Here is a 26533-nt window from a genome sequence, read left to right on the forward strand (position 1 = left end):
CTAGCTCCTTTCTACTAATCTTAAAATAACTTTTTTTGGAGTCAGCCATTTATCAAAATAATTTCGACTTTCCACTTCTAAGCTATTTTTAAATGCTGGATCATCTGTCAATTTTGCAATAGATTTTTGTAATTCGTCGTTATTTTCTATGTACAAAACATGTTTTTTATCTTCTAAATTCTCTGGCAACACATTATAATGTTTCGTTGTAATAATTGCTTTCCCTAGAGCAAAAAATTCACCTAATTTCCAACCGTGACAAGAAAGAACAGCCGGTGTGTTGAAAACAAAAGCGGAATTTTTAATTTTTTCGATATAAATGTTAAGCGGAATTTTTTTTGAGTATACTAATTTATCAAAGCCTAAATTGTCTCCATTAGTTCTAGCAGCAAAGCCTCCCTCAAAAATAAGATTAGAATTGTTTTTACATGCTTCAATAAATAAAGCCCTATTCTCATTTGTTTCGTTCTCTTTTTTCCAAATTGAATTCATAAAAAAGATTTCATTAGAAGAAGATTTTACATATTGATATTTTTTCAATTCAAGTCTTTTATATTGTCTCCAATAGTTTGCTAAAAACTCTCTTTTATTTGTAATATTTTTTCTAAACCTAAGAAAATTAAAACTTAAAAAATACAATGTTTCACCTAAATTCCAGATTTTGACGCCAAAACTAGGACCAATAGGAACAATTTTTTTTTCATCACTAACTGGGATATCCTTAGTATTGTAATTTATTTTACCATATACATCACACCATTCAAGTTCAGGAGTATTAATTTCGCTAGAATCTCTTGAGTCTATAATTATTTTTTTTGATTTATTTTCTTCTTCAATAATAACAGCAAAAGTATCTTGATTAAACTGCGGAAATTTAGAAACATTGAACTCAAAATTCTTATAAATTTCATTTAGCCCTTGAATATAATATGAATCATAGAATATATTACAAAGTCCGTAAATGTAAACTTTTGTTCTCATTTTATTTTTTAGGTTTATTTAAAATTAGGCTAAAGTAACCAGAGACACGCCCCATTACTTCGGTAAAAGCACCTTTTTTTTCAGCTCCATTAATCACATTTGTAAATCGTATCAAAATCAATAAAAATGTGATTGCATTCCATTTCAATCGGTCTTTTAAAGACGGATTAGAATTTTTTGTTCTCCAAACATACCATCCATTTCGCAGAACCATTTTGCCATATCTAAATTGGTTTGGTCTACCAGCAGGATCATGATAGTGGTTTAGCTTCGCATCTATATTAAGGTATAATTTTCCTTTTTTAGCCAATCTTAGACAAAAATCAGCATCTTCGTACAAGCCATATCCTTCAAAATAAGTTGAAAATGAAAGCTCCTCAAATACTGATTTTCGAAAAGACGAAACACCTCCCATTAATTGTTCTACTTCATAAACCTTCCCGCTAGGAGGTAAAAACCCAACACTTCTTCCATGAGAAAATCCTGGAGAAAATCCTGGAGAAACATTACTGTCCAAACCCAATCTTTTTCGTAGCACAAAACGACTTCCATCTTTACGTACCCAGCCATCGAAATAGAATTCTTTTATGGAAGGCTTATAATTTTCTTCTGCTTTTTCCCATTTAATTTCATTCGCAATATAACCTCCTACACCTAATGCATCGGAATAAAGTGTGTACGTATTTAATAATTGCTCAAAATAATTGTGCTCTAAGACAGTGTCATCATCTAAAAAACAAATTATTTCAGAATCAAAAGCAACATGGCTGATTCCAAAATTACGTTGTCTTGTTAATCCTCGATCTTTCTCAGAAACTAAAAAATATTTTAAATTCTTAAAATTATTTTTGTCTAGAGCTATTTTTGTTTCTTCATTTAATGATCCATCAATGATCAAAATTTCATCTGGATATTTACTTTGAATATTTACTGAGTTTAATAGTTTAACTAATGGCCCAGGTCGCATATATGTACAAATAATCAGTGAAAATTTCATTGTTTAGCATTTAATTTATTAGCCCAATATTGGCTTTTTGACCATTGTTTTTTATAACTAGAATAGTATCGCAATGGGTTTCTAATTTTTTGAACTTTATAATATTTAAAGAATAAAACAGTTCGATACCCCTCAATCTGTTCTTGCGTAAAATTTAAAATCTTATTTAGCATTACTGTCGGAGAAGGTTTTGGTTTAATCTTTTCTTCTGCCCAAGCCAAAATATGTTTTGTCCTAAAACCGCCGGTTGGTGCTTTTATATGAAGAATTTCTGGCTTTGGAGAATAAAGAATATCATGCCCTAAATTTCTAAGTTGCATTCCAAAATCACTGTCTTCTCCATAACCAAATTCAAAACTCATATTGTAAGAAAGCGTTTTTATATTTTCTGCTTTTACGATACTACAGCCTGAACCAAAACTGCCCCATTGAAATTTCTGTTTTATTTTTTTATCTAAAGGGTAATCAGGTTGATAGCATCCTAAAGTAATCTGTTCTACTCCTTCTTTTTTAATTATCTTAAATGTTTCTTCCAAAAAGTCCGCTTCTATTCTGATATCATCATCTGCCATAAATACCCATTCGCTCCTCACTTCTTTCATGGCCAAATTTCTTGCATTACATGCTCCGGTTTGATGCGTAAAAATATGTTTAATTTGAAATGGCCACTCTTCATTCACAATATAATCAAGTTCTGTGATGCTATCTTGAATAGGATTTTGCTCCACAATAATAATACTGGTAGGCAAAAATGTTTGCAAGGAAAGATCTTTTAGAGTATCAAATAAATATTTTTTTCGTCCAATTGTTGGAATGATTACGTCTATAGTTCTTTTTTCAATTACTTTATTATTAGATTCGGTTTTAACTTCTTGGAATGTATCAGTTTTCAAAAATCTTTTCTTGTAAAAAAAACACATTAAAAAAGGAAAAACAGCCAATGTTTTTTTATAAAGAAATAGATCTAAGAAAAGTAAAAATATCCAACGTGTTTTATAATGTTGTATTGCAAACCTAAAAAGAAGACTCTTATCATCCTTGTACTTTGGAAAAACTTCAAAACAATCTTTTAGCAGTTCGGGATTAGAATAACATAAAAGGCCAAGAGGCATTCCTAATTTTGCTATTGAATTTAAAAAATAGTCAAAATTTGGATCTGCCTTTATCTGATTCTTTAAAAGCAATAAAATAGAAGCATGAATTCCTCCAACGTGACTGCTCATAATCCAAGTTGGATAGCTTACTTCTTTGTTTATTTTTAAAAAAGGCGAAGAATCTATATATCCAATATTATTTGAAATAAAGCTATTGGGAGACAAACTGTATGAAACCATTATCTTATTCTGATGAAAAATTTCATTAAATTTCTCAATATTAAGATAAGACTCTAATGAAATATGACACCAAATAATTAAATCTTGAGGAAATTTCTCTGCAATTTCAATTAAATTTTCAGCAATACTTTTACTTCCAAAGAAAACATTTTTTGTTTTGGCTTCAACTTTAACTATTTTATTATTTTGATGATAAACAATGATCACGCTTTCTTTTTGTTGCAGTTTATGATATTTTGATAAAAACTAATATTTGCTAGTGCAAGGTTATTTATGTCAAATTTTTCTTCAGCTCTTTTTCTAGCTCTTTTTCCTAATTTTAAAACCAAAGAATCATTTTTAAACAATTCTACAATTCTATCAGCATACAAATCATGATTTGACGGATGTACAAGATAACCGCTTTCTTCATCAGTCAGAAGTTCTTGTGACCAACCAATATTGCTATTTACAATTGCCTTACTCATTGCCATAGCTTCTATGGTAACCATACCTAAAGTCTCGGCATAAGTAGGGAATACACATACATTTACTTTTTTTATATGTTCCTGAACTTCATTGTATGGGATTTTACCGAGATAGTTTACATTATTTAAATCATCCTTAGTAAATAGAATTTTCATTAATTCCCAAGTTGATTTAGAATTGGTTTTTATATCGAAAGAATCACTTCCTATTAGAAAAAGTTTTGCTTCTGGAAAAACATTACGCACTTTGCTAAAAATTTCTGGAAGTTCTAAAACACCTTTTTTTCTAATTAAAGTTCCAATGTAAAGAATAGTATTTTTTTCAAAATTTTCTGGTTGCTTATTTTCAAACTCATTAATATTTAAACCATTATGAATGGTCTGGATTTCTTTTCCTTTTATCTTAAAAAGTTTTTTTGAAACTTCTCCTGCAAAAGTTGTTGGCGCTATAAACGCTTGAGTTTTATTTATTGCTAATTTTTCAAGCCAGAAATTTTTAAGTTTTTGTTTTCTATTCTCTAAGTGACAGAAATAAGTATCGCTTCCATGAAAACGAATTATTAGAGGAATTTTGAAATTCATAAATGCTGTAATTCCAGTCCAATCTGCGGCTTCAATTACTTCGATATTCTCTTGTTTTATGATTTGATTACAGTATTTCTCAATGTATTTACGATACAAATACCATCCAAAAAAATTATACTTTTTTATTTGAATGCGATGAATTTTTATTCCGTTATCATTTATAATCTCCGCCACAGGTTGATTATAAATAAAAATAGTGATGTCATTTCCAGAGTTAAACAGTGATGTAGCCAGATTTTTAATACTTGTTCCAATTCCAGCTGATTTTGTAATACTAGAATGTGAATATTCTGGGGTTAGAAATGCTATATGCATAATTATTTATAAAAAAAATCTTTAATAATCCTTGCTGTAAATTTTTTCGCTCCCATATCATTCATGTGACCACAATTGGAGAAGTACTTATCTTCAATCACCATGTTTTCATAATTATAAATTTCAGGATATATTTGGTTAACCTTTTTAAAATAATCGTTTCCAACCGCATTTTCACAGACTGGGGTCATAAAAGCAATAAGCCTAATATTATTTAATTTGCATATCTTTTTTATTTCCTCATAATATCTGTTCCTTTTTGGTTGAAAATTTAAAACCTCAGGAGGCATCTTTCCATTATTAGGAGACAATGGACTGTATCCTCCATTATTTTGTTCTTTATTTTTTTTATTTAATGCATAAAAAAACATTTCTCTAAAACCAATTTTCGTATCAAATTTTAGATATCTAAAAAAAGGAATATAATAAATAACATTAAAATCATTTTGCGTCTCGAAATGTTTTTTGATAACCTCAGAATTATGCAAATACGGTAAAAACCTTAAAGACATTCCTTCCGATTTCTTTTCAGTTTTTAGTGTTACGTCCACATCAATTATTACATTTTTAATTTTATTTTTTTTCTCTAAAAGCAATTTCAAAACCAAATCAGATTCAAATAATTTTGATCCCTGCATCCCAAAATTAAATGCTTTTAAACCTTTATCAGTAAACATTTGCGTAACAAAATGATTATTTGCTCTTGACGAACCCAATATTACAACATCGTATTCTCTTGGTGGAGAGTTATAAATAAGGCCTATTTTATCTCTTTTATTCGATTGAAGAAAAAAAAAGGAATACACATTATCCATAACCAACATCAAAATAAATGTCAAGATTAAAATCTTTAAAATATAAAATAAAAACTTCCTTATATCCATGCAGTTATTCTGTAAGGTAGATGAATCATATTTCTATTTATTAAAAAAATCTTTAATAATTCTAGTGGTAAACAATCTTGCTCCTTCATCTGTCATATGCCCGCAAGAAGAAAAATATTTGTTTTCAATAACTGTATTTTCGTAATTGTAAATTTCTGGATATGCCTTTTTTACCTTATCAAAATAATTCATGCCTACAACATTCTCACACATAGGAGTCATAATAGCGATAAAATTAATGTTATTCTTTTTGCATATATCTTTAATCTCTTCATAGTACTTATTATGTGGTAGCGGATTTAAATTGACAATATTATTTTTCATATTACCATTTTTATGTTTTTCTAATGGATGATATCCTAAATTTTCTAAGGAATTTGTTTTTTTGTGTATTGCTGTAAAAAATGTTTCCCTAAAACCAATTTTACTATCATATTTTAAATATCGATAAAATGGAATATAGTATAATTCATTGAAATTATTTTCATTTTTATAGCGCTCTTTTATTATTTCAGAATTATGAATGTAAGGCAAAAATAAAGCAGCAATTCCTTCAGCTTGATGGTCACTTGAAAGATTTAAATCGGCTTCAAGAATTATATTTTTTATTTCATATTTTCTTTCTATCATCAATTTCAACATTAATGAAGCTTCAAACAAATGTCCGCCGCTCATTCCGTAGTTAAACGTTTTTAATCCTTTATCTTCAAACATTTGAGAAACAAAATGATTATTAGCTCTTGAAGAACCTAAAATTACCACATCGTATTTCTTTGCTGTAGAATTGAAAACAGTTTCTATTTTTCCACGATTTCTGGACTGCATAAAAACATAAGTATACAATCCGTCCAAGAGAACTGCAATCAAAACTGTTAAAAGAAAAATTCCTAATATATATAATAAAAACTTCTTCATTAAAACTGGAAATAAATAAATTCTTTATAATCAGAATAAGTTCCGAAAGCAATAATTACCATAATTGCCAATGCCATTTTTAACCAACTTCTTTTTCCAGAAATTGGTTCTACTTTAGTTTTATTATTCCATTCTACTAAAACGAACAGACCAATCATCAATAATAATTCATAATTATATCGCTCGTTATCTAAATACTGAGGGCTAAACTCGCCATTAGTAAATATTCTTTTTAAATACAAAACAGCATCTGTAATAGTTTTTGCTCTAAAAAACACCCAAGCAATGCAAGTCAATAAAAATGTGGTTAGCATACTAAATAATACTTTCACAGAATCAAGATTCCATTTTAGAATTATAGAATCCATATTATTTCTATTACTATTTGAAAGTAATAACGGAAGGAAATAAACTGCATTTATAAACCCCCAAACAATATACGTCCAATTGGCACCATGCCAAAATCCGCTGACAATAAATATGATAAAAGTATTTCTAATTTTCATCCAAAGTCCACCTTTACTTCCTCCAAGCGGAATATATAAATAATCTCGAAACCAAGAGGAGAGCGAAATATGCCAGCGACGCCAAAACTCTGCTATATCTCTTGAAAAATAAGGATAATTGAAATTCCTCAGCAACTCTAAACCAAATAATTTAGAGACTCCAAGTGCAATATCTGAATATCCAGAAAAATCTCCATAAATCTGAAAAGCAAAATAAATTGCTCCCAAAATCAATGAAAATGAATTCATCGAAGGATAATGATCAAAAATCGCATTTGCATAAACTGCACAAGTATCTGCAATCACAACTTTTTTGACCAACCCCCAAACAATTTGGCAAATTCCTTCTTTTGCTTTTTCTAAATTAAACTCACGTTTCTCTTTTAGCTCAGGAAGTAAATGTGTAGCTCTTTCAATTGGTCCAGCTACTAAAAGAGGAAAATAGCTGACAAATAAGGAATAATCAATAAAATTATACTCTGCTTTTATTCTTTTATAGTAAATATCAATTACATAAGATAATCCGTGGAAAGTGTAAAATGAAATTCCAACAGGTAGAATTACATTCAATAAAAATGGACTTACCTTAAATCCAAACGAAGTAAACATTTCTGCAAATGATGTTGCAAAGAAGTTATAGTATTTAAAAATTCCTAAGAATCCTAAATTCACTAAAATGCTAAGCCAAAACCAAAATTTTCTACTTTTATCTGAATTACTCTTTTCAATTTGTATTCCCGTGAAATAATCTAAAAATGTAGAAAAAACTAGCAAAAACAGAAATCGCCAATCCCAACAGGAATAGAAATAATAACTGGCTACAATTAGCAAAGCATTTTGCGTACTTTTATTTTTATTGAAGACAAACCAATATAGTAAAAAAACAATTGGTAAGAATATGGCAAAAGCCAATGAGTTAAAAAACATGAATTAAAATGGTTTTATTCTAGATCAAAAAATCTTTAGTAGTTAAGAATTGTTTCTATTGATTTCCATATTCTAACAGAGGAAATTTCTGGTGGTTCCTGATTGATAATCCTAAACCAATTTTGAACACTTTCTAATGTTTCTCCTGTATTCAATCCATGTAGAATTTTATTTGAGATTTCATCTGCTGAATTTAACCAAATAACAGAATTTAAATTTGGCATCGAACGAAAATGTACATAATTATAAATTTTAGAAACTGACCAATTCATATCTATTTTATTTGGAACATCATAATTTAAAAACGCGCATGGCTTTTTAAAACATGCATAATCAAATACCATTGAGGATCCTAGATTTACAACCATTTCAGTATGGAATATTGTATTAGCAAGTAATTTAGCATCTTCTTGTGTTGGCAGAATGGTATTCCATTCTTTTCCTATTCTTTCCCAAATAGGGTCAATTGGCACAATCAAATCTTCATTTCTTTTAAGAACTTCATCATACCTAGTAGAAAAATCAACTGGACAGCGTCTAAATATAATACCTAATGACTCATTATTCTGCTCATTTAATCTTCGCACTCCATCTGCAACATCTGATAAATACTTGGGATCGTCTGGACAAGTTGTAAAATCATCGCCAGAATAACAAATGTATTTTTTGTTTAGATCTAGTTTGTATTGATTAAAAAAACGAGTCCTATCTACAATATTGTCTGCATTAAAATGATTTTCGAATTGTGGTGTACCAACGACAAAAACCTGATTTTCTTTTATATATGGATAATATTTAAGAAGTTCTTTCTTCATGTATTCACTCCATACAAAATAGTAATCGGTTTCAATTACCATTGTCGCTTTTGGCAGATTATCCCATGAAAAAATAAAAGTTGCTGTTGGTATTTTTAGTTCTTTTGCGGCCAATATTGGAGCTATTGCTAAAACGGGACGCTGGTTAGTACAAAACACAAAATTAGGTTTCTCTTTCTGAAGTGTTTCTAAGCAATTCTTATAAAACTCGGTTTTCTTTTCTTTGAATTTTATTTTTTCTCTAACCTTTTCTAAGCCTTTTTCTGAATTGTTTATCGCAATAAAAAGTTTTGTTGCATAACTTTTAACCGCACCTTTTATACTTTTAAAGGAAAAAGGAAAACGATAAGAATCATAAACATTATCTGCCGCTCTTTTTATATTAAGATTCAGCTCGATGTGCTTTCGAGCATTTTTATAACTATCTGTAAGAGGATTTGTTTTAGCGTTCTTAATTCTAATTTCATTAAAACCTAAACTTGTCAAATCAAAAGGTGTATTATTCCAGTAAACAATATCAAAGCCTTTTCCTAATTGATAAAAACTAGAGAAAGCAAAATTCTTAAGCCCCACTCCATCAGGCAGTAAAATAAATATTTTTTTTTTTGACATTTTATATAAATCTACTTGCAAATATATTTTTTTATTCTTTTTTTGAATTTATTCTTTTTTTGAATGAATATTATTTTTGAGCCAACTAAAAACTCATAGACAAAACCTCTGATTTGGAAAACTAAATATTTTTTTTCAAGGCTTTGATTTTTGTCATCAAAACTAACCCATCTTTCTGGAAAATAGTCAACATCGTTGTTTTTTTTTGCAAAATCTCCTCTAAAATTTTTTAATGGTCTTATAACCTTTGAGCTCTCCTTTTCGCCTAGCCAAGCTATCCACCAAGAAAAAGTTGAATTACTAATTACAAAATCATCACATTTTGAGCCCAAAACCAATTGTTCTATCGCTGATAAGTTTTCCAAAAAAAAACTATTTTTCAAAAAAGAAAAATGATACTTACAATAATTTATGTCGTCACTCGTAAAAATTATTCTACGATCTTTCCAGTCTGGAAATTTTTTTATTATCGCTTTTAAATAATATAAATGCGACAATTGATAATAATAGGGGTGTTTTACAAAATCTCCTCTTCTTACAGATACCAAAATTGTTTTTTTTGTAAAAAGATAATCGAATTTTAAATGCAATTCATTTGCAAAATCTTTAAACTGAAAAACTTCTTTTGTCTTTTGTATATCAAAATATTTTTCAGATTGAAGCCATCCATCAAGATCATAATTTCCTTGATCTAAATTCCATTCATAATGGTTATATGATTTCTCTTTTATGAGCTCAAAAGAATTGTCTTTTTTTAAAAAAGGAATTGGATTTTTAAAATACTGAGAAAAGTTCCAATTTGGAAAACCGTATTCGTATCCATATTTTTCTCCAATGCCGATAGTTGAGGCAATTTGAAATAATTGATTCCCAAGATTTCCTTTATCTCCAAGCTTAGAAAATGTTATCATTCTTAAGTTATGCATCTCTAAATTGCTTTTGATGATTTAGTTGCCAAATATTTGACTTCTGCAAACAATCTAAAAATAATTGATTACTATTCCCATCTCCAAAATCATCCTCCAAACTTTCAATTTTATGCAAATCTATTATTGCGAGAGCCTCCTTTATTTGTGCTTCGGTATAATCTGTATTGATTATATCTGCATGTATAGACCTGTTTTTCTGTCTTGTACCAATATTGATAATCGGAATTCCATAATATGGCGCTTCTCTAATTCCTGCACTACTATTACCAATGATAAATTGGCTATTTTTTAAAAGAGTTAGAAAATATTCAAAACGAAGTGACGGAAAAACTCTAAATCGCGAATTTTTTTCAAGTTTTTTATAAGCCTTAAGAATAAATTGACTGCCTAGATCATTATTAGGAAAAATTACCACATAATTATGATTATCTTCTAAAAGGGATTTTACAAAAATTTCTGCATATTTTTCCATTCCATTTATTTCTGTTGTTACGGGATGAAACATTACAATGGCATAATTTTCAAAATTGATATTATAATAATTTTTAGCTGTTTCTATATCAGGTAATTGATCTGAAAACATGATATCAACATCTGGAGATCCAATAGTAAAAATGGATTCCTTAACTTCTCCCATTTGAATAAGCCTTTTAGCTGCCTGCTTGTTAGAAACAAAATGAATATGACTTAATTTACTAACACTATGGCGGATTAATTCATCAACGGTTCCCGAAACTTCACCGCCTTCTATATGTGCTACCAGAACATTATTAAGAGACCCAACAATTGCTCCTGCAAGAGTTTCAACACGGTCACCATGAACAACAATCATGTCAGGCACAATTTCTTTGCAATAACTCGAAAAACCTTCGATAGTTTTAGCAAGAGTAAGATCCATGGTAGTTTCATGTGTATGATTCACAAAAGTGTGAATGTTTTTAAAATTACATCGTTCAATTTCAATAAGGGTATACCCATATTCTTCTTGCAGATGCATACCAGTCACGAAAACAAAAACTTCAAACTCTTGATGTTTTTCAAGAATTGTGATTAATGATTTTATTTTCCCAAAATCGGCTCTAGTACCTGTTAAAAAAAGGATTTTTTTCATTGATATTATTGAATATCTTCCCAAGTTAATTGTTCATCATTCTGAATATCTTTCGTTGCCGTTTTACCAATTATATCATTAAAACTTTCAGCCAAAATTTTTCCTGTTCCAGGTCTTTTAACCCAGATATTTTCTTTGGTAAAAATTTCTCCTTTTTTAATTGAAGCAATAGAACAAACTGTTGCAAAAGCAAAATCAATAGTTACTTGTTCTTCATCGGCAGGCTTTTTTGAACCACCACGCATTTGTGCAATTTCTGCACTTGAAACGATTAGTTCGTGACAAGCATTTTCATCCATGCTGCAAACAATATCTGGTCCAGTGCGCTGCATATGATCTGTAAAATGTCTCTCTAAAATACTTGCTCCTAATGCTACCGCACCTAAACAAGCATTGTTATTCAATGTATGATCGCTTAAACCAAAAACTTTGTCTGGAAATGCTTCATTCAATTCGACCATGGCACCAAAACGAACTAAATGAATTGGTGTTGGATATAAATTTGTAGTATGCAATAAAGCAACAGGAACATTATATTTATCAAATACAGCTACTGCTTTTTGAATGCTTTCAATTGTGTTCATCCCTGTACTTAAAATTACTGGTTTTCCAAAAGAAGCAATATGTTCTAATAGTGGATAGTTGTTGCATTCTCCAGATCCTATTTTATAGGCTGGAATATTGAACTTCTTTAATCTTTCTGCTGCTGCACGTGAAAATGGAGTTGAGATAAAAATCATGCCTTTACTTTCTACATAATTTTTAAGCTCTAATTCATCCTCTTCGTTTAATGAACAACGTTCCATAATTTCATATATAGAAACATCTGCATTTCCAGGAATGACTTTTTTGGCTGCCCCAGTCATTTCATCTTCTACAATATGAGTTTGATGTTTTACTACTTCAACTCCAGCGCGATGAGCTGCATCAACCATTTCTTTTGCAACTGCTAAAGAACCTTCGTGGTTAATTCCTATCTCGGCAATTACTAAAGGCTGAAAGTCTTGACCTATTTTTCTTCCTGCAATTTCTATATATGGTTTCATTTATTTATCTATAAGGTTTTATAAGTTTTAAATACAAATATTCTGTATAATCAAAATCTTCTTGTGTATCGATATCAACGTTTGCAAAAATATGATCTATTACAAGAGGAAATGCATCTTCTGAAATAATTATATTTTCTTGAATTAAATTGGCTTTTGTAATATAAAGTAATCCATTTTCAAAATAAATAGGAGACAGATCTTGGCTTCTTTGACCTATTTTGTAGTTGTATGGAACAAACTTTTGATCAATAATTTTTCCAAATTTTTGATGATTTCTTGAGACAGTAAATAAACTATTGTAGTTTTCATTTTTATAGGTTTCAAAAGCTTCCTTTAACAAGTTTTCAGGTCTAAGAGGATTTGTTGGTTGTAATAAAATTACATTTTCAACATCTGCATCAATGTTTTGTAAAACATGTTTTAATGCCGAAACAGTTAACTCATTGTCACCAGAAATATTTTCTGGCCTATCTATTACTTTTGCTCCATATTGTAATGCAATATTTTTTATATCCTCATCATCAGTTGAAACATAAATTTCGTCAATGATATTACTATTTTCTTGTGCATATAAAATACTAAATGCTACTAATGGAATTTTATCAATTTCTCTTATATTTTTTTGAGGCAATCTTTTTGAACCTCCTCTAGCAGGAATAATAGCAATGTTTTTCATAAAAAAATTATTGTTCCTTCGGCAACCAATAAATTTTGGTTTCACCAAGTTTTTGATACTCTGAAAACTCTAACTCTGAAAATCTATTTTTATTTTTTACTATTTCTGGAACAAAAGTAATTAAATCAAATCCAGCTAGAATTAAAGCTTTTAGTGCCATAAAATCACCCTTAAAAACTTTCATTTTCAATTGCATCCAGATTGAATAAGCCATTTTTCTTGGTATTAATTTTAGTGGCATAAATAAAAAATAGAGAGACCAGCCAGCTCTTAAAGACCTTTGCAATCTAATTGAGTAATCTGCGTCTTTTTTTCGTAATTTAATATCAACTCTATGATTTATTAAGACTTCTGGAAGATAGTGTATTTCCCACTTTTTTTTAAACAATTGATATGATGCAAAATCTTCTTCTCCATAAAATATCAGCCACTCTGGGTAATTTGTAATATCTTTCCACGCTGACATACGCCAAACATGTCCACAACCAACAAAACTTTTCATTTGATGCGAAGCTTCAAAATTACTACTGTTTTTAGGCTCATTTAAACCCCAAAAAATTCTAAATCCTAATAATCCTATTTTAGGATTATTATTAAATGCTTCTTCAATAAAATCCAAGGGATTTTCAGTAATAAAATGCGCATCATCATCTATCGAAATAGCATATTTAGAATTAACCAGCGAAAGAAGCCTGTTCCTACTATATATAAGTCCTTTGCTCACTTTATTTTGAATAAATTGAATTTCGGGAAATTTTGATTTAATAAATGTGGCTGTATCATCGGTGGAACCATCATCGCAAATTATACAAACTACATCTTCCCTTTCTATTATTTTTTTGATTTTAGTTAATGTAAAAATCAAATCATTACATCTATTTTTCGTTGTAATTAATATTGAGAATTTCACCTCCTTTAAACTCATAGATTTAAGAATTTAAATTACTATTATAAAAAAGAGAAAATGTTTGTTTTATAATTTTCTTTCTCAAATTATAAAGTTTGTTTTTAAATCGAGAATCAAATAAATCCAGACTTTGTGTAAAATCTTTCTCAATTTCAAAATCCTGCTTTATTTTTTTTAGATTATTATCCTGAACATCAACCATCCACTTTTCCACATTATTCCCCATATGAAATGCATAATTGTTATAGGTAGATAATCTTAGCTTGCCCAACTTGTCAATAGGCTGATCAACGTAATTAAATTCGGACTCATTGCCTACTAATGTTAAACTTGGATTTGAAGGCACTTTTCTAAACAAAATATCTCGAGTAATTGTCAATATTTGGTGTCCGCTCCCAATTACAGCACTATTTCCATTTTTTTCAATTATTGGCCACTTAATATTCTCATTCTTCTCCAAGTCCCAGTTAATGCTTTCTAAGTAACGATTATAATCTTTAAAGTTTTCAGGAATTGATACGCGTTTAAATTTTACTCTTTTAAAAATAATTTTTTTTAAAACCGAACTTGTTCCGTAAAACAAAGCATGTCTAACAGGAATTGGAGAAACTGATCCTACATCTTTAAAATTTTCAAAAACTTCTTCTACTTTTTGCTGCCAATTTTGAACGAAAAGTATATCTGAATCACTTAGCGTAATATACTTTTCACGACTTCCTCTTGCGGCACCAATCATGGCGTCAATTTTTCCTATATTTTCATTATGATGTATTAAGGTATCAATTTTCTTATCTTCTAAATAAGAGTTTAAAAAACTTGAAACTTCCTTACATGACCCATTATTTACAACCGTGATAAGGCAATTTTTATCTATGGTTGCAACAAGAGAATCTATACATAATTTAAAAACCTCGGCCGAGTTACTGTAAAAACCTTTCGAATCTGGAATATATACCACTACTATAACTCTATGATGTGTTTTAAGTATAATTTTTTTATCACTCTTTTGTGGATTTACTCCTATTCTCATTCTCTTTATTTTAAATTTTAGTTATTTTCTAGCTTCAACTTGACTATAAAATTGGCATTTTTAATGCCATTCTATAGGCCTTTATTAAGATCCTTATATCTGACAATTTCCCTTGCATAAATAGAAGCTTAATAGCAAGAAAAAACTTTATATAAAATTGTTGCTTTACTACAGTATTTGAAAAATGTTTATTTAGGAAATAAAAATATAATCTCAGTTTTTCTAATTCCATATTTGTGGTTTTCCATTTATCTCTTTGTCCTCCTACTGAAACCCATAGATGCTCAACTAAAATTTTAGGTTGAAAATAAATATTTGCACCCGCTTGCAGCAAGCGCATTCCATAATCCCAGTCATCTCCCCAAATTGTAAAATTTTCATCAAATAAAAAACCCGCTTCCTTAAAAGTTTCTCTTCTTGTAATATTTAATCCCGAACAAACCTGAAGTCTAAAACGAGGCTTTGAAAAATTACTAGGTTTAGAGATAGTATCTAAAATTGTGTGATACTTAAATTCTGTGGTTTCCATTCCTTCAAATTGAATTCCTGGTATTAGAACATCAATAATATTGGGTTTTAACACTTCAATTATCTTCTCAAACGCCACATTCGGAATTCTTAAATCATCGTCAAGAAAAAACAACCATTCTTCATTTTGATAAAATTTTAATGCTTGATTTCGAGAATGATTAACTGAATTTTCTCTTTCGTTTTTTACAAAAGTAAATTTATAACTCAACGATAATTTATTTATATCTGCTTCTATATCCTGCTGACTTTGATCAACAATGACAACTTGCGAAATATGTTCTTCGAATGCATTTAAATCTATAAGTAAATTAGACAAATACGATAATCTGTCTCTTGTTGGGATAACTAAAAAAAAGTTTTTCATTTATTTAGTAATTTGTCATATATCGCATAAATGCCATTAAAAATTTTAAGTTTTTTCAAGATCAAAATTATATTATATTTTATTAAACGCAACTGAAAATCTATGGTAGCCCAAAATCCTAGCTGTCCAAAATAATGTTTTGTTATTTTTTGATATGTTTTAAACGACGGAATATTAAAAAAAGCAACTTCAAGTTTTTTTAAAATTACTTTCTTTTGAAATTTTGTAAAAAGTAAAGTATGATCCTTAAACAAAATCTCGCAAAATTCAAAAGTTGCCCAATTCTTTTGATTGTTTGAGCCAGAATCGCCAGTGATACTTAAATTTGATACTCGAATTAACAACTGAGCTTCATTAATTGAATAAATAGAATTTGGAATTGAGAATTCTAAAACAGCCAAGTCATCTGAATGCCAAGCTAAAGGAAGATCTTTAAACTTTACATTTTTTATCTGTTCCCTTTTAAAAAAGTATTCCCCTAGTGAGCTTCTAGTTTTTTTTGAAAATTTTCTTGTTAAAAAATCTTGTCCAGTTTCTAAAACTGGATGCTCATGTTTTTTGGAAATAGTTTCCTCTTTTTCATTTATTACCGTCGTAGCAAAACGAACAACATTTATTTCATTCTTATTTATATCTTCTAAGTTCCTATAAAAAGATGCTACTACATTTTCATCAAGGACATCATCATCACCTAAAATCATGATCCATTCTTCACTTTCAACTAAGTCTACACACCTCTCCCATTGTTTTACTAATGAAATCCCTCCTAAATTCTGCTCAAAAAGATAGTACTTGAAGTCAAAATCATTTTTATATTTTTCTAATAGAGAAAACGGATTTTCTGGACTTGAATCATTTCCTATGTAAACTTTAAATCTTTTATCAATTTGTTTTTTTAAGGATTCTAAAGTTTTTTCAAAAAACTCAAGTTTATAATACGGAATTACTATAGCAATCATTTTTTAAATTTTTTAAGTATCCAATTTCCGAGAGAGAGCAGGTGTAAACTGGCTAAAATATTTTTAATTTTATTTCCTAATTTATAAGAACCTGAGTTTTTATATTTCTTAACCTCGATCCCCTTTTCTCTAGACTGCTGGTAATACTTTTCAATTAAAAAAATTAAAAAATTCTCAAATTCATCTTCTGTTAATAATGATTTTAGAATTGGAAAAGAGTAGAAAAAATTACTTTTCATATGAACAAAATCTTTGGTCATATTTTTTTCATGATATCTATAGTATGCCAAAAAACGATCTAAAAAAACGACTTCTGGATTCTTTTTAAAAATTTTCAGCCACATGATCCAATCTTCTTTTGCTCCTAATTCTGTCGAAAATTTAAAATCTTTAAAAATACTTCTATGGAAAAAACCACAATGAATTGGTATATTAAACTCAAAGTCCCAATCGAATAAAACTTTTTCAAAAGTAAACTCTTCTAAAGAAAGTTTACAAAATGGAGGCTCTACATTTTTCAGATTCCCTCGAAACATCATAAAATTAGAAATAACTATTTTATTGTTTCTTTCCTCGCCAGCTATAATGTCTAATGATTCTTCAAGTTTCTTTTCATGTAATAAATCATCCGAATCTAAAAATTGAATAAACTCTCCTGAGATTTTACTTAAAGCATGGTTACGAGCAAAACTTACACCTTTGTGCTCTAAACAATAAAGTAAGAATCGAGAATCTTTCTTTACAAATTCTTTAACTATATCTACCGTCTTATCTGATGAACCATCATCGACAATAATACATTCCCAGTTTGAGTAAGTTTGCATTTCAATCGACTGCAACGTTTCTATTATTAGAGATTCTCTATTGAAAGTTGGAATTACAATCGAAATTAACGCAGTATTTTGATAATGTATATTCATTTTCTTAATATCTGCCAATTATTTTTTTTATAGCTTTTTTTAAGATAATTTTTAAGGGTAAATTCACTAAATTTTGATGATTTCTTTCTGAGAACTTATCAATAAATTCATCTATTGATTCTGCAGGTAAAAAATGAAGTCTATTCCATACTTTTGGCAACAAAGGATGTATATTGGTATAATTTTTATAATTTAAACTTGATAGTGATTTCCAAAAGTGAAAATATTTTTGTGTATCAAAATCATCTCTATGTCCCCAATTTGTAATTTTTTGCACTATTTCACCTTCACTTCTCGCCCAAGATTGATGAATAACATTTACTTCTGAGTAATAATTCCTAATATTATCATTTCTTCTTGTGTGAGAATTCAATAATTGATTTGTTATAAAGGGAAACTGTTCTTTATTATCTATAAATAGATATCCATCATTTAGTTGTTTATATAACGTGACTAATTTTCCTTGAATACATATTGGAGTTACATTGGGAAAAATGTTTAGATACCAATATTTATTTAAGTATTTATACAATTTTTCAAAATCATATATATATTCATCAACATCTAATTGTAATTTCCAACCTCTTCCTAATTTTTTCAAAATCATATTTCTTTCTCTTGATTCGCATTGAGTTGGATTTAAAGAAGGAATATAAAAATTATCAAAATAAAATTCTATTATATTTTTGGTATCAAAGGCTTTAACCTCCTGAAAAAAAGAATCTGGAATCTCAAAAGAATTTCCACTCCATGTTTTATAATTACAGTCTATACCAATAACAATTTTATCTACATAATTATACAATTGCTTTACAGATGTTAAAAACATGTGATAATCATACGAAACAAGATAACCTACCTTAATCAAAATATATTTTTTACTTTTTTTGTAATTGTGCTTAATAAAAATGTGCAATAATAAAACTTGAACTCTTTAAAATTACAGATGATATTTTTTAGTTCGAAATTACTTTTTAAATCTTTCAGAAAACTTTTATCAAGACTGTTTTTATAATACTTATACACTTCGATTTCACGATTTTTATAAAATTTGCACAGATATATATAATCAGAAATCATTTTTTTTGTTTTAAAACTTTCATCTATTCCGCTCCACACTCCACCAGCATGCTCTCGATAAGAAGCTCCATTAAAATCTAAATACTTTGCTTTTCCATAATCCCCTAAAAAAGAGGTCAAGAATAAATCTCCACAGTTAACCTTGTCAAAAAAAACTGGATATTCTTTTATTACATTTCTAAAACACCTTGTTAATGTAGGAAGCCATGCTCCTTTTTTTAAGTCTTTTTCATTATAGTCATTTTTATAATTTTCTAAAAATGATTGTACCGTTAGATTATTAAATTGATCAACTACAGAGCAATCATGATAACATACCACATAATCTGAATTGTTTTCCAAAAAACTAACTTGTTTTTGTAGTTTTAACGGATCAGTCCAAAAATCATCTCCCTCGCATAGAGCTATATACTTACCTGAGCAATGTTCCATAGCAAAAATAAAATTAGACATCATACCAATATTTTTCTCATGTCTAAAATATTTTATTTTTGAAGCTTTGGGATTACTCTTTAAAATCTCCTCAATAACTTTATCTGTTTGATCCGGAGAGCTATCGTTGGCAATAATCAATTCTATTTCAAAATCACATTCTTGCATTAATACGCCTTCTATGGCTTGATGAATGTATTTTTCATGCCCATAGGTAATCATACAAACACTTACTTTCACAGTATTTTGCATATCTAGAAATCTAACGCCTCTAATTCTTTAAGAACTTTACCTGGTATGCCAACAACTAGAGAATTATCAGGAACGTCTTTTGTTACCACAGATCCAGCACCAATAATTACATTCTTACCAATTTTAACTTTAGGCAAGACAGTTGCATTGGTTCCTAAGACACTATAATTTCCAACTATACAATTACTAGAAATACTTACTCCCGGAGATAACTCTACAAATTCACCTATTATAGAGTCATGTCCTACTGTACAATTTAAATTGATTAAAGAACCTTGTTTTATAATCACATCTGATGTGATAACTGTTCCCGTCATAATATTACATCCTTTTTGAATTTCGTTACCGAAACTACCAATATGTGCATATGGACTAACTGTCGAAGAGAAAACGCCACCTATTTCACTGAATTTATCATAAAGTTTTTTTCTTAAAATTGGATTGCCAATTCCGATTGTAAATCTATTATCAATTGTTTTAAAATAAACTGAAGCATCATCAATATTTTTCAGAATGGGGAATTTATCATATAAATTTCCGCATACGTCTTCATTAACATCATCATAAAATGCCAAGTTATCTAATTGGTTTAATTGATGGAGTACTTCTAAAACTTCTTTTGCAAAACCTTTGCCGCCAGTAATCAACATAAAATAGTATTAATAAGTAAAACAATTTTTTCTAATTCCTCTAATTGTAACTCTGCATAAAGTGGCAAACACAATATTCTTGAAGCAATGCTTTCTGAAATTGGCATTTCATCACCTTCTGTGTATTCAATTGTGTTTAATGACGGATAGAAATATCTTCTCGGAAAAATATTATTCTCGTTCATTTTTTTTTGTATTGTGAGCAAATCTTTCTCCGTTTCAAAAATAACTGGATAATAACTATAATTCCATTGTGTATTTTCCCTAATTTTCAAAAAATCAATTTTTTCAAAATTGAGATTAGAATTATAAAATCCCACTATTTTTTTTCTTTCATCCATTATTTTATCCATATAAGGAAAAACAGCCAAACTCAGTGCAGCTTGTAACTCTGAAACTTTACCATTAATCCCTAATCCGTGAAAAGCTAAAGTGCCATTATGTCCAAAGTTATGCGAATAAAACAATTTATCCCTCAGATCTGCATCATTAGTAAACATGGCACCACCTTCTCCAGTATGAAATAACTTTTTTGCATGAAAACTACAAGTACTTACATCTCCATAATCAAAAATAGATTTATTATTGAATTTCACACCAAAACAATGTGCGGCATCATAAATAACCTTTAAATTATACTTTTTTTGCAATTAACTTAATATCAAACACATTTCATGGATTTCCAAAAACATGAGTAGCTAATATAGCTTTAGTTCTCGATGTAATCGCTGCTTCTATTTTAGTTTCATCAATTGTCAAATACTCTGGATGGATATCCACGAAAACTGGGCTACAATTTTCCCAAACTATTGATGCAGTAGTTGCTACATAACTAAAAGGGGGCGTTATAATTTCACCTTGATTTCCTAATAACTTCAACGCTATTTGTAATGGTATAGTACCATTGTTCGTTACAATAATATTAGACACATTTAAATATGCCTTTAACTTCTCTTCTAATTCCAATACAAGCTCTCCTCGATTTGTGAGCCATTCGATATCCCAAGCTCGTTTAAGATAAGAATTATATTCTTCTAAAGGAGGAAGAAAAGTTTTGGTAACATTTATCATTAGTTCTTTTTTAATATCCAATTAAATTTAGGTTTAATGTAACCTGGTTCTCTTCCCATATATACCCCTAAATCTCGTCCCCCATCAATAACAGTAAAACATAGAATATCATTTTCAACAAAACGAGCTTCCCGTTTGTCTTTTATAAAAAAGAATGATAAAAAATATTGACCTGACTGAAAAAATGAGGAGGGAAAAAAACATATTAATTCATTTTTACCATATTGCAATTTTTCCTTTTCCTCTCCATTTGAAAAAGAGAAAAGAGCTTCTCCCATCTCGTTATATAAATGATACGTTACATGATAACTCCCCAAACAATCATCTTTCAAATTTATTACTGTTTTTAATTCAATTTCACTATTTTCTATTAGTGGCTCATTTATACTTTTACCTAAACAATTAATTGAAATTTTTTCTAACTTAAACTCGTCTGTTTCGTAATTTGGACCAAATGTTTTTTGATTGATAACTTCCGAATCTCCACTTAGGTAATAACTAACTGCTTTTTCAATATTAGTAATAAGTTTCACTTTTCCATGCTCCAAAACAATTCCTCTTGTACACAAACTTTTTACTGCCGCCATATTATGACTTACAAACAAAACAGTTCGTCCCTCTCCCTTAGAAATATCCTGCATCTTACCAATCGCCTTTTTTTGAAACTCAGCATCTCCAACAGCTAAAACTTCATCCACAACTAAAATTTCAGGTTCTAAAAATGCGGCAACAGCAAATGCTAAACGCACAGTCATTCCAGAGCTATATCTTTTTACAGGAGTATCTATATAACGTTCACATCCTGAAAATTCAATAATTTCATCTAGTTTTGATGTGATTTCTTTTTTGGTCATTCCTAAAATCGCTCCGTTTAGAAATATGTTTTCTCGTCCAGTCATTTCTCCATTAAAACCTGTACCTACTTCTAATAATGAAGCAATACGGCCACGAGATTTTATGCTCCCAGTTGTAGGAGCGGTTACTTTTGAAAGTATTTTTAAAAGTGTAGATTTTCCAGCTCCATTCTTGCCAATAATTCCTAAAACTTCTCCTCTTTTGACTTCAAAATTAATATCTTGCAGTGCCCAAACATAATCTGAAGTTCCTTTTCTGGAACGATCATTTGCGTCTCCAATCTTTAAATACGGATTTTCTTTTCCACGAACTTTATGCCACCATCTATTTAAATCATGACTCAAAGTACCAGTTCCTACTTCTCCTAAACGATATTGTTTGGAAATATTTTCGGCTTTTAATATAATATCTTTCATTTATACTGTATCTATAAAGCTTTTTTCTGTTCTATTAAAAACCAATAATCCAGCAAAAAAGACAACTAAGGTAACTACCATTGTATATAATAATCCTAAAATTGATATACTACCAATATTTAAAAGCATATATCGGGATGTTTCTATTACATAAGCCAATGGGTTATATTGAACTATCCAACCAAATTTCGGGAGTTTTTCTTTTATCAATTCCATCGGATACATTACTGCAGATACATACATTAACAATTGTACCCCAAAACCAACTAAATTATTTAAGTCCCTATATTTTGTAACCATTGACGAAATCATCATTCCTAAACCAAGCCCTAAAATTCCCATAAACACAATTAGAACTGGAAAGAACAATATTGATATATTTAGGTTTAAATCTGCTCCTTGAATATAAAAGAAAAGATAAAAGAAAATAAATATCCCAAATTGAATTCCAAATTTGATCAGGTTTGAAATAACTATTGACAAAGGAGTGATAATTCTTGGGAAATATACTTTCCCAAATATACTGGCATTGGATTTAAATGTATCTGAAGTTCCATTTAAACAAGCAGTAAAATAATTCCAAACCATAATTCCCGCAAGATTAAATAAAAAGGGCGGAATAGAGCCGGTTTTAATTCCGGCAACATTGTTGAATATAATAGTAAAGGTTATAGAAGTAAACAAAGGCTGTATAAGATACCAAAGTGGTCCTAAAACCGTTTGTTTATAAACTGTAATTATATCTCTTTTTACAAAGAGCATTAATAAATCTCTATACTGCCAAATCTCTTTAAAATTCAGAGAGAAAAATTTATTCTTCGGCGTTATTTCAAACAACCAATCATTTGTGTTTTTAGAATCCATTTAAAAGAGCTAAAAAAATCTTGTCTAAAAAAATTAACAAGATTTTTAACATTTTAGAATTTGTTTAAAAATGTCAAAAGGCGTTTAAAAAAACACCTTTTGAACTATATTTTGTATATAAATTTGATCTATTATTTGTCTAAAATCTCAAAAGCAGAATTCATGCTCTTAAATTCTGGAACAATTTTTTTCATCTTAGCCACAATATCATCATTTTCATAAAAATCAGCAATTCCAATTAATTCGTCTACATCATTATGAAGAGTTTCATATTCGTCTTGAATTTCTTGTGCAATCATAATCTTATTATGGTATGTCGGAAGAGTTTTAGAAGTATCATTTAATAATTCTTCATAAAGCTTTTCACCAGGCCTTAGACCAACTATTTTTATTTTAATTTCTTTATCTGGAATAAAACCTGCCAATTTTATCATCTTTCGTGCTAAATCAATAATTCTAACAGGTTTACCCATATCAAAAATATAGATCTCGCCACCATTCCCCATTGCTCCTGCTTCTAATACAAGCTGACAAGCTTCTGGAATTGTCATAAAATAACGTATAATATCCTGATGTGTAATTGTTACTGGCCCTCCTTCTGCAATTTGTTTGGTAAATAAAGGAACTACAGATCCATTTGATCCCAAAACATTTCCAAAACGAGTTGTAATGAATTTTGTGCCACCTTCCACATTTTCGCGTTGATTCTTTAAGAATAAAGACTGCACATATTTTTCAGCAATACGTTTACTCGCTCCCATCACATTACTTGGGTTCACGGCCTTATCTGTAGAAACCATTACAAATTTCTTCACATGATACTTACAGGCTAAATCTGCCAAGTTTTTTGTTCCCTTTATGTTAGTTTGAATTGCCTGAGAAGGATTTTCTTCCATCAAAGGCACATGTTTATATGCGGCGGCATGAAAAACAACATGCGGATTATAATTTTTAAAAACTTTATCTAATGCTTTTTTGCTTCTTACATCTGCAATTACCGCCACAATTTTTGTACTAAAATTCATTGCTTGAGTTTCTAAACATAAATTATGCAATGGTGTCTCAGCATGATCTAAAACAATAACGTTTTTTGGATTAAAATTCAGAACCTGTCTCACAATTTCACTTCCAATTGATCCAGCCGCGCCAGTAATTAAAATAGTTTTATCTTTTAATTGTTTAGAAATTGATTTACTATCTAGAACTATAGGTTTTCTTTCTAATAAATCTTCAATCTGAATATTTTTAACTTTTTGAGAGATTTCCTTCTGATTTTCCCAATCTGAAATCAATGGAACGGTATATACTCTATAATTAAACTCTAGACATTGATCAACAATAATAAGCTGTTCTTCTTTTGATAAACTTTTATCAGCAATAATAACTCCTTCTGCAGCAACAGAACGCATTAAAGCTGGAAGTTTCTTTCTTAAAATTAAGATCGGTAAATCCAGCATTCGTTTAGATGCATTCTGATTATTTTTATCTACAAATCCTACAATCTTAAATCTGGAAGGTGTTTCAAATTTCAAAGCGTTGGCTACTGAAATTGCATTTGCATCTGTACCATAAATAACAGTCCTTACCAATTTTGTTGTCGCTTTTTCTGAAAAGTACATTTCGAAAGTCTGTTTTACAATTACTCGATACAAGAACAACCCGCAAAAAGACAAAACTAAATTGATAAATAAAGCTGTATTCAAGAAAGCTTTATGTCCAGTATATAATTCGAATATTAAATTTATAAACAGAAAGAAAACTAATACTGACATTTGAGAAAAAAGCAATTTTATAGCATCAATATATGATGAGTGTCTAATAATTCCTGAGTACGTTCTAAAGAGCCAAAAGAAAAACACATTGACCGTTATTAAACTTGCAACAAAATAAAAATCATGTGATGTTATAATATATCCTATTGCCGTCCCATCGAAAAGCAAATAAGTAAAAGAAAAAGAAAAAAACAAAACCATTATGTCAATAGCAACAATAATCCATCTTGGCAAATAACTCAAATTATTGATGTTTGCCCTTAGATTTCTTGGTGAAAAGGCTTTATAAAATAAAGCCGTTATAGTATTTGGTTTGTCGGTATTCAATTTAGCTTTTTTTAAGTCAGTAAAGTTTGAACTTTATACAAAAATACAAATTAAAGGTTTTAAACGATTGCTTATAGATACAAATTAAACTTTAACACCTTTTTTCTTTTGTTTAAGGAAGTCCAATAAATAGGTTCCATAACCAGACTTTAACAAAGGTTGGGCAAGTTCTTCTAACTGATCATCATTAATAAAACCTTGTCTCCAAGCAATTTCTTCGATACAACCTACTTTTAGGCCTTGCCTTTCTTCTAGTACCTGAACAAACTGACCTGCCTGCATTAAACTATTAAAAGTTCCAGTATCTAGCCAAGCTGTACCTCTGCTTAATATACCCACTTTTAGCTTCCCTTTCTCGAGATAAATTTTATTAACATCTGTAATCTCATATTCGCCACGGGCACTAGGTTCAATGTTTTTTGCGATTTCTACAACTGAGTTATCATAAAAATATAGACCAGGAACGGCATAATTTGATTTTGGTTCTAATGGTTTTTCTTCTATAGATATTGCATTTTTGTTTCCATCAAACTCAACAACTCCATATCTTTCAGGATCAGAAACATGATAAGCAAAAACAACCCCGCCTTCCGGATCGGCATTATCTTTTAATAATTGTTGCATGTTTGTTCCAAAGAAAATATTATCTCCGAGAACTAACGCTACTTTATCATTACCTATAAACTCTTCTCCAATTACAAAAGCTTGGGCTAAACCATTTGGATTTGGTTGTTCAGCATAACTAAATTTACAACCAATTGTACTACCATCGCCCAAAAGCTTTTTAAAATGTGGTAAATCATGAGGAGTTGATATAATTAAAATCTCATTTATTCCTGCCATCATTAAAGTTGACAAAGGGTAATAAATCATAGGTTTATCATAAACTGGCATTAGTTGTTTACTTACGGCTAATGTTAATGGATGTAATCTTGTGCCAGAACCTCCGGCTAATATAATTCCTTTCATAAATCTTATTTCTATAAATCTTTAGATTTGC

At 29.4% G+C, this 26533-nt stretch carries 24 protein-coding genes and 1 pseudogene; all 25 read right to left on the reverse strand.

Annotated elements, in window-relative coordinates; all coding sequences use genetic code 11:
• Positions 1–981: a glycosyltransferase gene (locus DMB71_RS05390; RefSeq protein WP_111364327.1), complete on the reverse strand. Its 981-nt coding sequence runs from the start codon at positions 979–981 to the stop codon at positions 1–3.
• Between the two features lies 1 nt (position 982).
• Positions 983–1978, reverse strand: a complete 996-nt coding sequence (locus DMB71_RS05395; RefSeq protein WP_111364329.1) for a glycosyltransferase family 2 protein — start codon at positions 1976–1978, stop codon at positions 983–985.
• A complete protein-coding gene (locus DMB71_RS05400; RefSeq protein WP_111364331.1) occupies positions 1975–3519 on the reverse strand; it encodes a glycosyltransferase family 2 protein in 1545 nt (514 codons plus the stop codon). The genes DMB71_RS05395 and DMB71_RS05400 overlap by 4 nt, the downstream gene beginning before the upstream one ends.
• Positions 3516–4679 carry a glycosyltransferase family 4 protein gene (locus DMB71_RS05405; protein WP_111364333.1) on the reverse strand — a complete coding sequence of 388 codons (1164 nt, stop codon included), beginning with the start codon at positions 4677–4679 and terminating at the stop codon, positions 3516–3518. Before DMB71_RS05405 ends, DMB71_RS05400 begins: the two co-directional genes overlap by 4 nt.
• A 2-nt stretch (positions 4680–4681) precedes the next feature.
• Positions 4682–5563, reverse strand: coding sequence for a hypothetical protein (locus DMB71_RS05410; RefSeq protein ID WP_317048395.1), 882 nt, complete (start codon positions 5561–5563; stop codon positions 4682–4684).
• A gap of 33 nt (positions 5564–5596) precedes the next feature.
• Positions 5597–6478, reverse strand: coding sequence for a hypothetical protein (locus DMB71_RS05415; protein WP_111364335.1), 882 nt, complete (start codon positions 6476–6478; stop codon positions 5597–5599).
• Positions 6478–7911, reverse strand: a complete 1434-nt coding sequence (locus DMB71_RS05420) for an MBOAT family O-acyltransferase (protein ID WP_111364336.1) — start codon at positions 7909–7911, stop codon at positions 6478–6480. Before DMB71_RS05420 ends, DMB71_RS05415 begins: the two co-directional genes overlap by 1 nt.
• Before the next feature lie 35 nt (positions 7912–7946).
• A complete protein-coding gene (locus DMB71_RS05425; protein WP_111364338.1) occupies positions 7947–9338 on the reverse strand; it encodes a glycosyltransferase family 28 protein in 1392 nt (463 codons plus the stop codon).
• 11 nt (positions 9339–9349) lie between these two features.
• Complete coding sequence (locus tag DMB71_RS05430; protein ID WP_111364340.1) at positions 9350–10264, reverse strand: alpha-1,2-fucosyltransferase; 915 nt, start codon at positions 10262–10264, stop codon at positions 9350–9352.
• Positions 10257–11378 (reverse strand): UDP-N-acetylglucosamine 2-epimerase, encoded by a 1122-nt coding sequence (gene neuC / locus DMB71_RS05435; protein WP_111364342.1) that lies wholly within the window; start codon positions 11376–11378, stop codon positions 10257–10259. Before neuC ends, DMB71_RS05430 begins: the two co-directional genes overlap by 8 nt.
• A 5-nt stretch (positions 11379–11383) precedes the next feature.
• Positions 11384–12424, reverse strand: a complete 1041-nt coding sequence (gene neuB / locus DMB71_RS05440) for an N-acetylneuraminate synthase (protein ID WP_111364344.1) — start codon at positions 12422–12424, stop codon at positions 11384–11386.
• 4 nt (positions 12425–12428) lie between these two features.
• Positions 12429–13103: an acylneuraminate cytidylyltransferase family protein gene (locus tag DMB71_RS05445; protein ID WP_111364346.1), complete on the reverse strand. Its 675-nt coding sequence runs from the start codon at positions 13101–13103 to the stop codon at positions 12429–12431.
• A 7-nt stretch (positions 13104–13110) separates the two neighbouring features.
• Complete coding sequence (locus DMB71_RS05450; RefSeq protein WP_111364348.1) at positions 13111–14028, reverse strand: glycosyltransferase family 2 protein; 918 nt, start codon at positions 14026–14028, stop codon at positions 13111–13113.
• Positions 14029–14032: 4 nt separating this feature from the next.
• Positions 14033–15040 carry a glycosyltransferase family A protein gene (locus DMB71_RS05455; RefSeq protein WP_111364350.1) on the reverse strand — a complete coding sequence of 336 codons (1008 nt, stop codon included), beginning with the start codon at positions 15038–15040 and terminating at the stop codon, positions 14033–14035.
• A 43-nt stretch (positions 15041–15083) separates the two neighbouring features.
• Positions 15084–15935, reverse strand: coding sequence for a glycosyltransferase family 2 protein (locus tag DMB71_RS05460; protein WP_111364352.1), 852 nt, complete (start codon positions 15933–15935; stop codon positions 15084–15086).
• The gene (locus tag DMB71_RS05465) at positions 15932–16894 is read right to left on the reverse strand and encodes a glycosyltransferase family 2 protein (RefSeq protein WP_111364354.1); all 963 of its coding nucleotides are present in this window, start codon (positions 16892–16894) and stop codon (positions 15932–15934) included. Before DMB71_RS05465 ends, DMB71_RS05460 begins: the two co-directional genes overlap by 4 nt.
• Positions 16891–17832 (reverse strand): glycosyltransferase family 2 protein, encoded by a 942-nt coding sequence (locus tag DMB71_RS05470; protein ID WP_111364356.1) that lies wholly within the window; start codon positions 17830–17832, stop codon positions 16891–16893. Before DMB71_RS05470 ends, DMB71_RS05465 begins: the two co-directional genes overlap by 4 nt.
• Positions 17819–18682, reverse strand: coding sequence for a hypothetical protein (locus DMB71_RS05475; protein ID WP_162614785.1), 864 nt, complete (start codon positions 18680–18682; stop codon positions 17819–17821). Before DMB71_RS05475 ends, DMB71_RS05470 begins: the two co-directional genes overlap by 14 nt.
• Entirely contained in the window at positions 18679–19578 is a 900-nt protein-coding gene (locus DMB71_RS05480; protein WP_111364360.1) for a glycosyltransferase family 2 protein, read from the reverse strand. Before DMB71_RS05480 ends, DMB71_RS05475 begins: the two co-directional genes overlap by 4 nt.
• A 2-nt stretch (positions 19579–19580) precedes the next feature.
• A complete protein-coding gene (locus DMB71_RS05485; protein ID WP_111364362.1) occupies positions 19581–20228 on the reverse strand; it encodes an acetyltransferase in 648 nt (215 codons plus the stop codon).
• Positions 20222–21299: pseudogene (locus tag DMB71_RS05490) on the reverse strand (DegT/DnrJ/EryC1/StrS family aminotransferase). Before DMB71_RS05490 ends, DMB71_RS05485 begins: the two are co-directional and overlap by 7 nt.
• A complete protein-coding gene (locus tag DMB71_RS05495; protein WP_111364364.1) occupies positions 21299–22570 on the reverse strand; it encodes an ABC transporter ATP-binding protein in 1272 nt (423 codons plus the stop codon). The pseudogene DMB71_RS05490 and the gene DMB71_RS05495 overlap by 1 nt, the downstream one beginning before the upstream one ends.
• Positions 22571–23434 (reverse strand): ABC transporter permease, encoded by an 864-nt coding sequence (locus DMB71_RS05500; RefSeq protein ID WP_111364366.1) that lies wholly within the window; start codon positions 23432–23434, stop codon positions 22571–22573. It abuts the gene before it with no gap.
• Between the two features lie 131 nt (positions 23435–23565).
• Positions 23566–25533, reverse strand: coding sequence for a polysaccharide biosynthesis protein (locus DMB71_RS05505; protein ID WP_111364368.1), 1968 nt, complete (start codon positions 25531–25533; stop codon positions 23566–23568).
• An 84-nt stretch (positions 25534–25617) separates the two neighbouring features.
• Positions 25618–26502, reverse strand: a complete 885-nt coding sequence (gene rfbA, locus DMB71_RS05510) for a glucose-1-phosphate thymidylyltransferase RfbA (protein WP_111364370.1) — start codon at positions 26500–26502, stop codon at positions 25618–25620.
• Positions 26503–26533 lie beyond the last annotated feature (31 nt).

Source organism: Flavobacterium tistrianum (genome assembly GCF_003254545.1).
Classification (GTDB): domain Bacteria; phylum Bacteroidota; class Bacteroidia; order Flavobacteriales; family Flavobacteriaceae; genus Flavobacterium; species Flavobacterium tistrianum.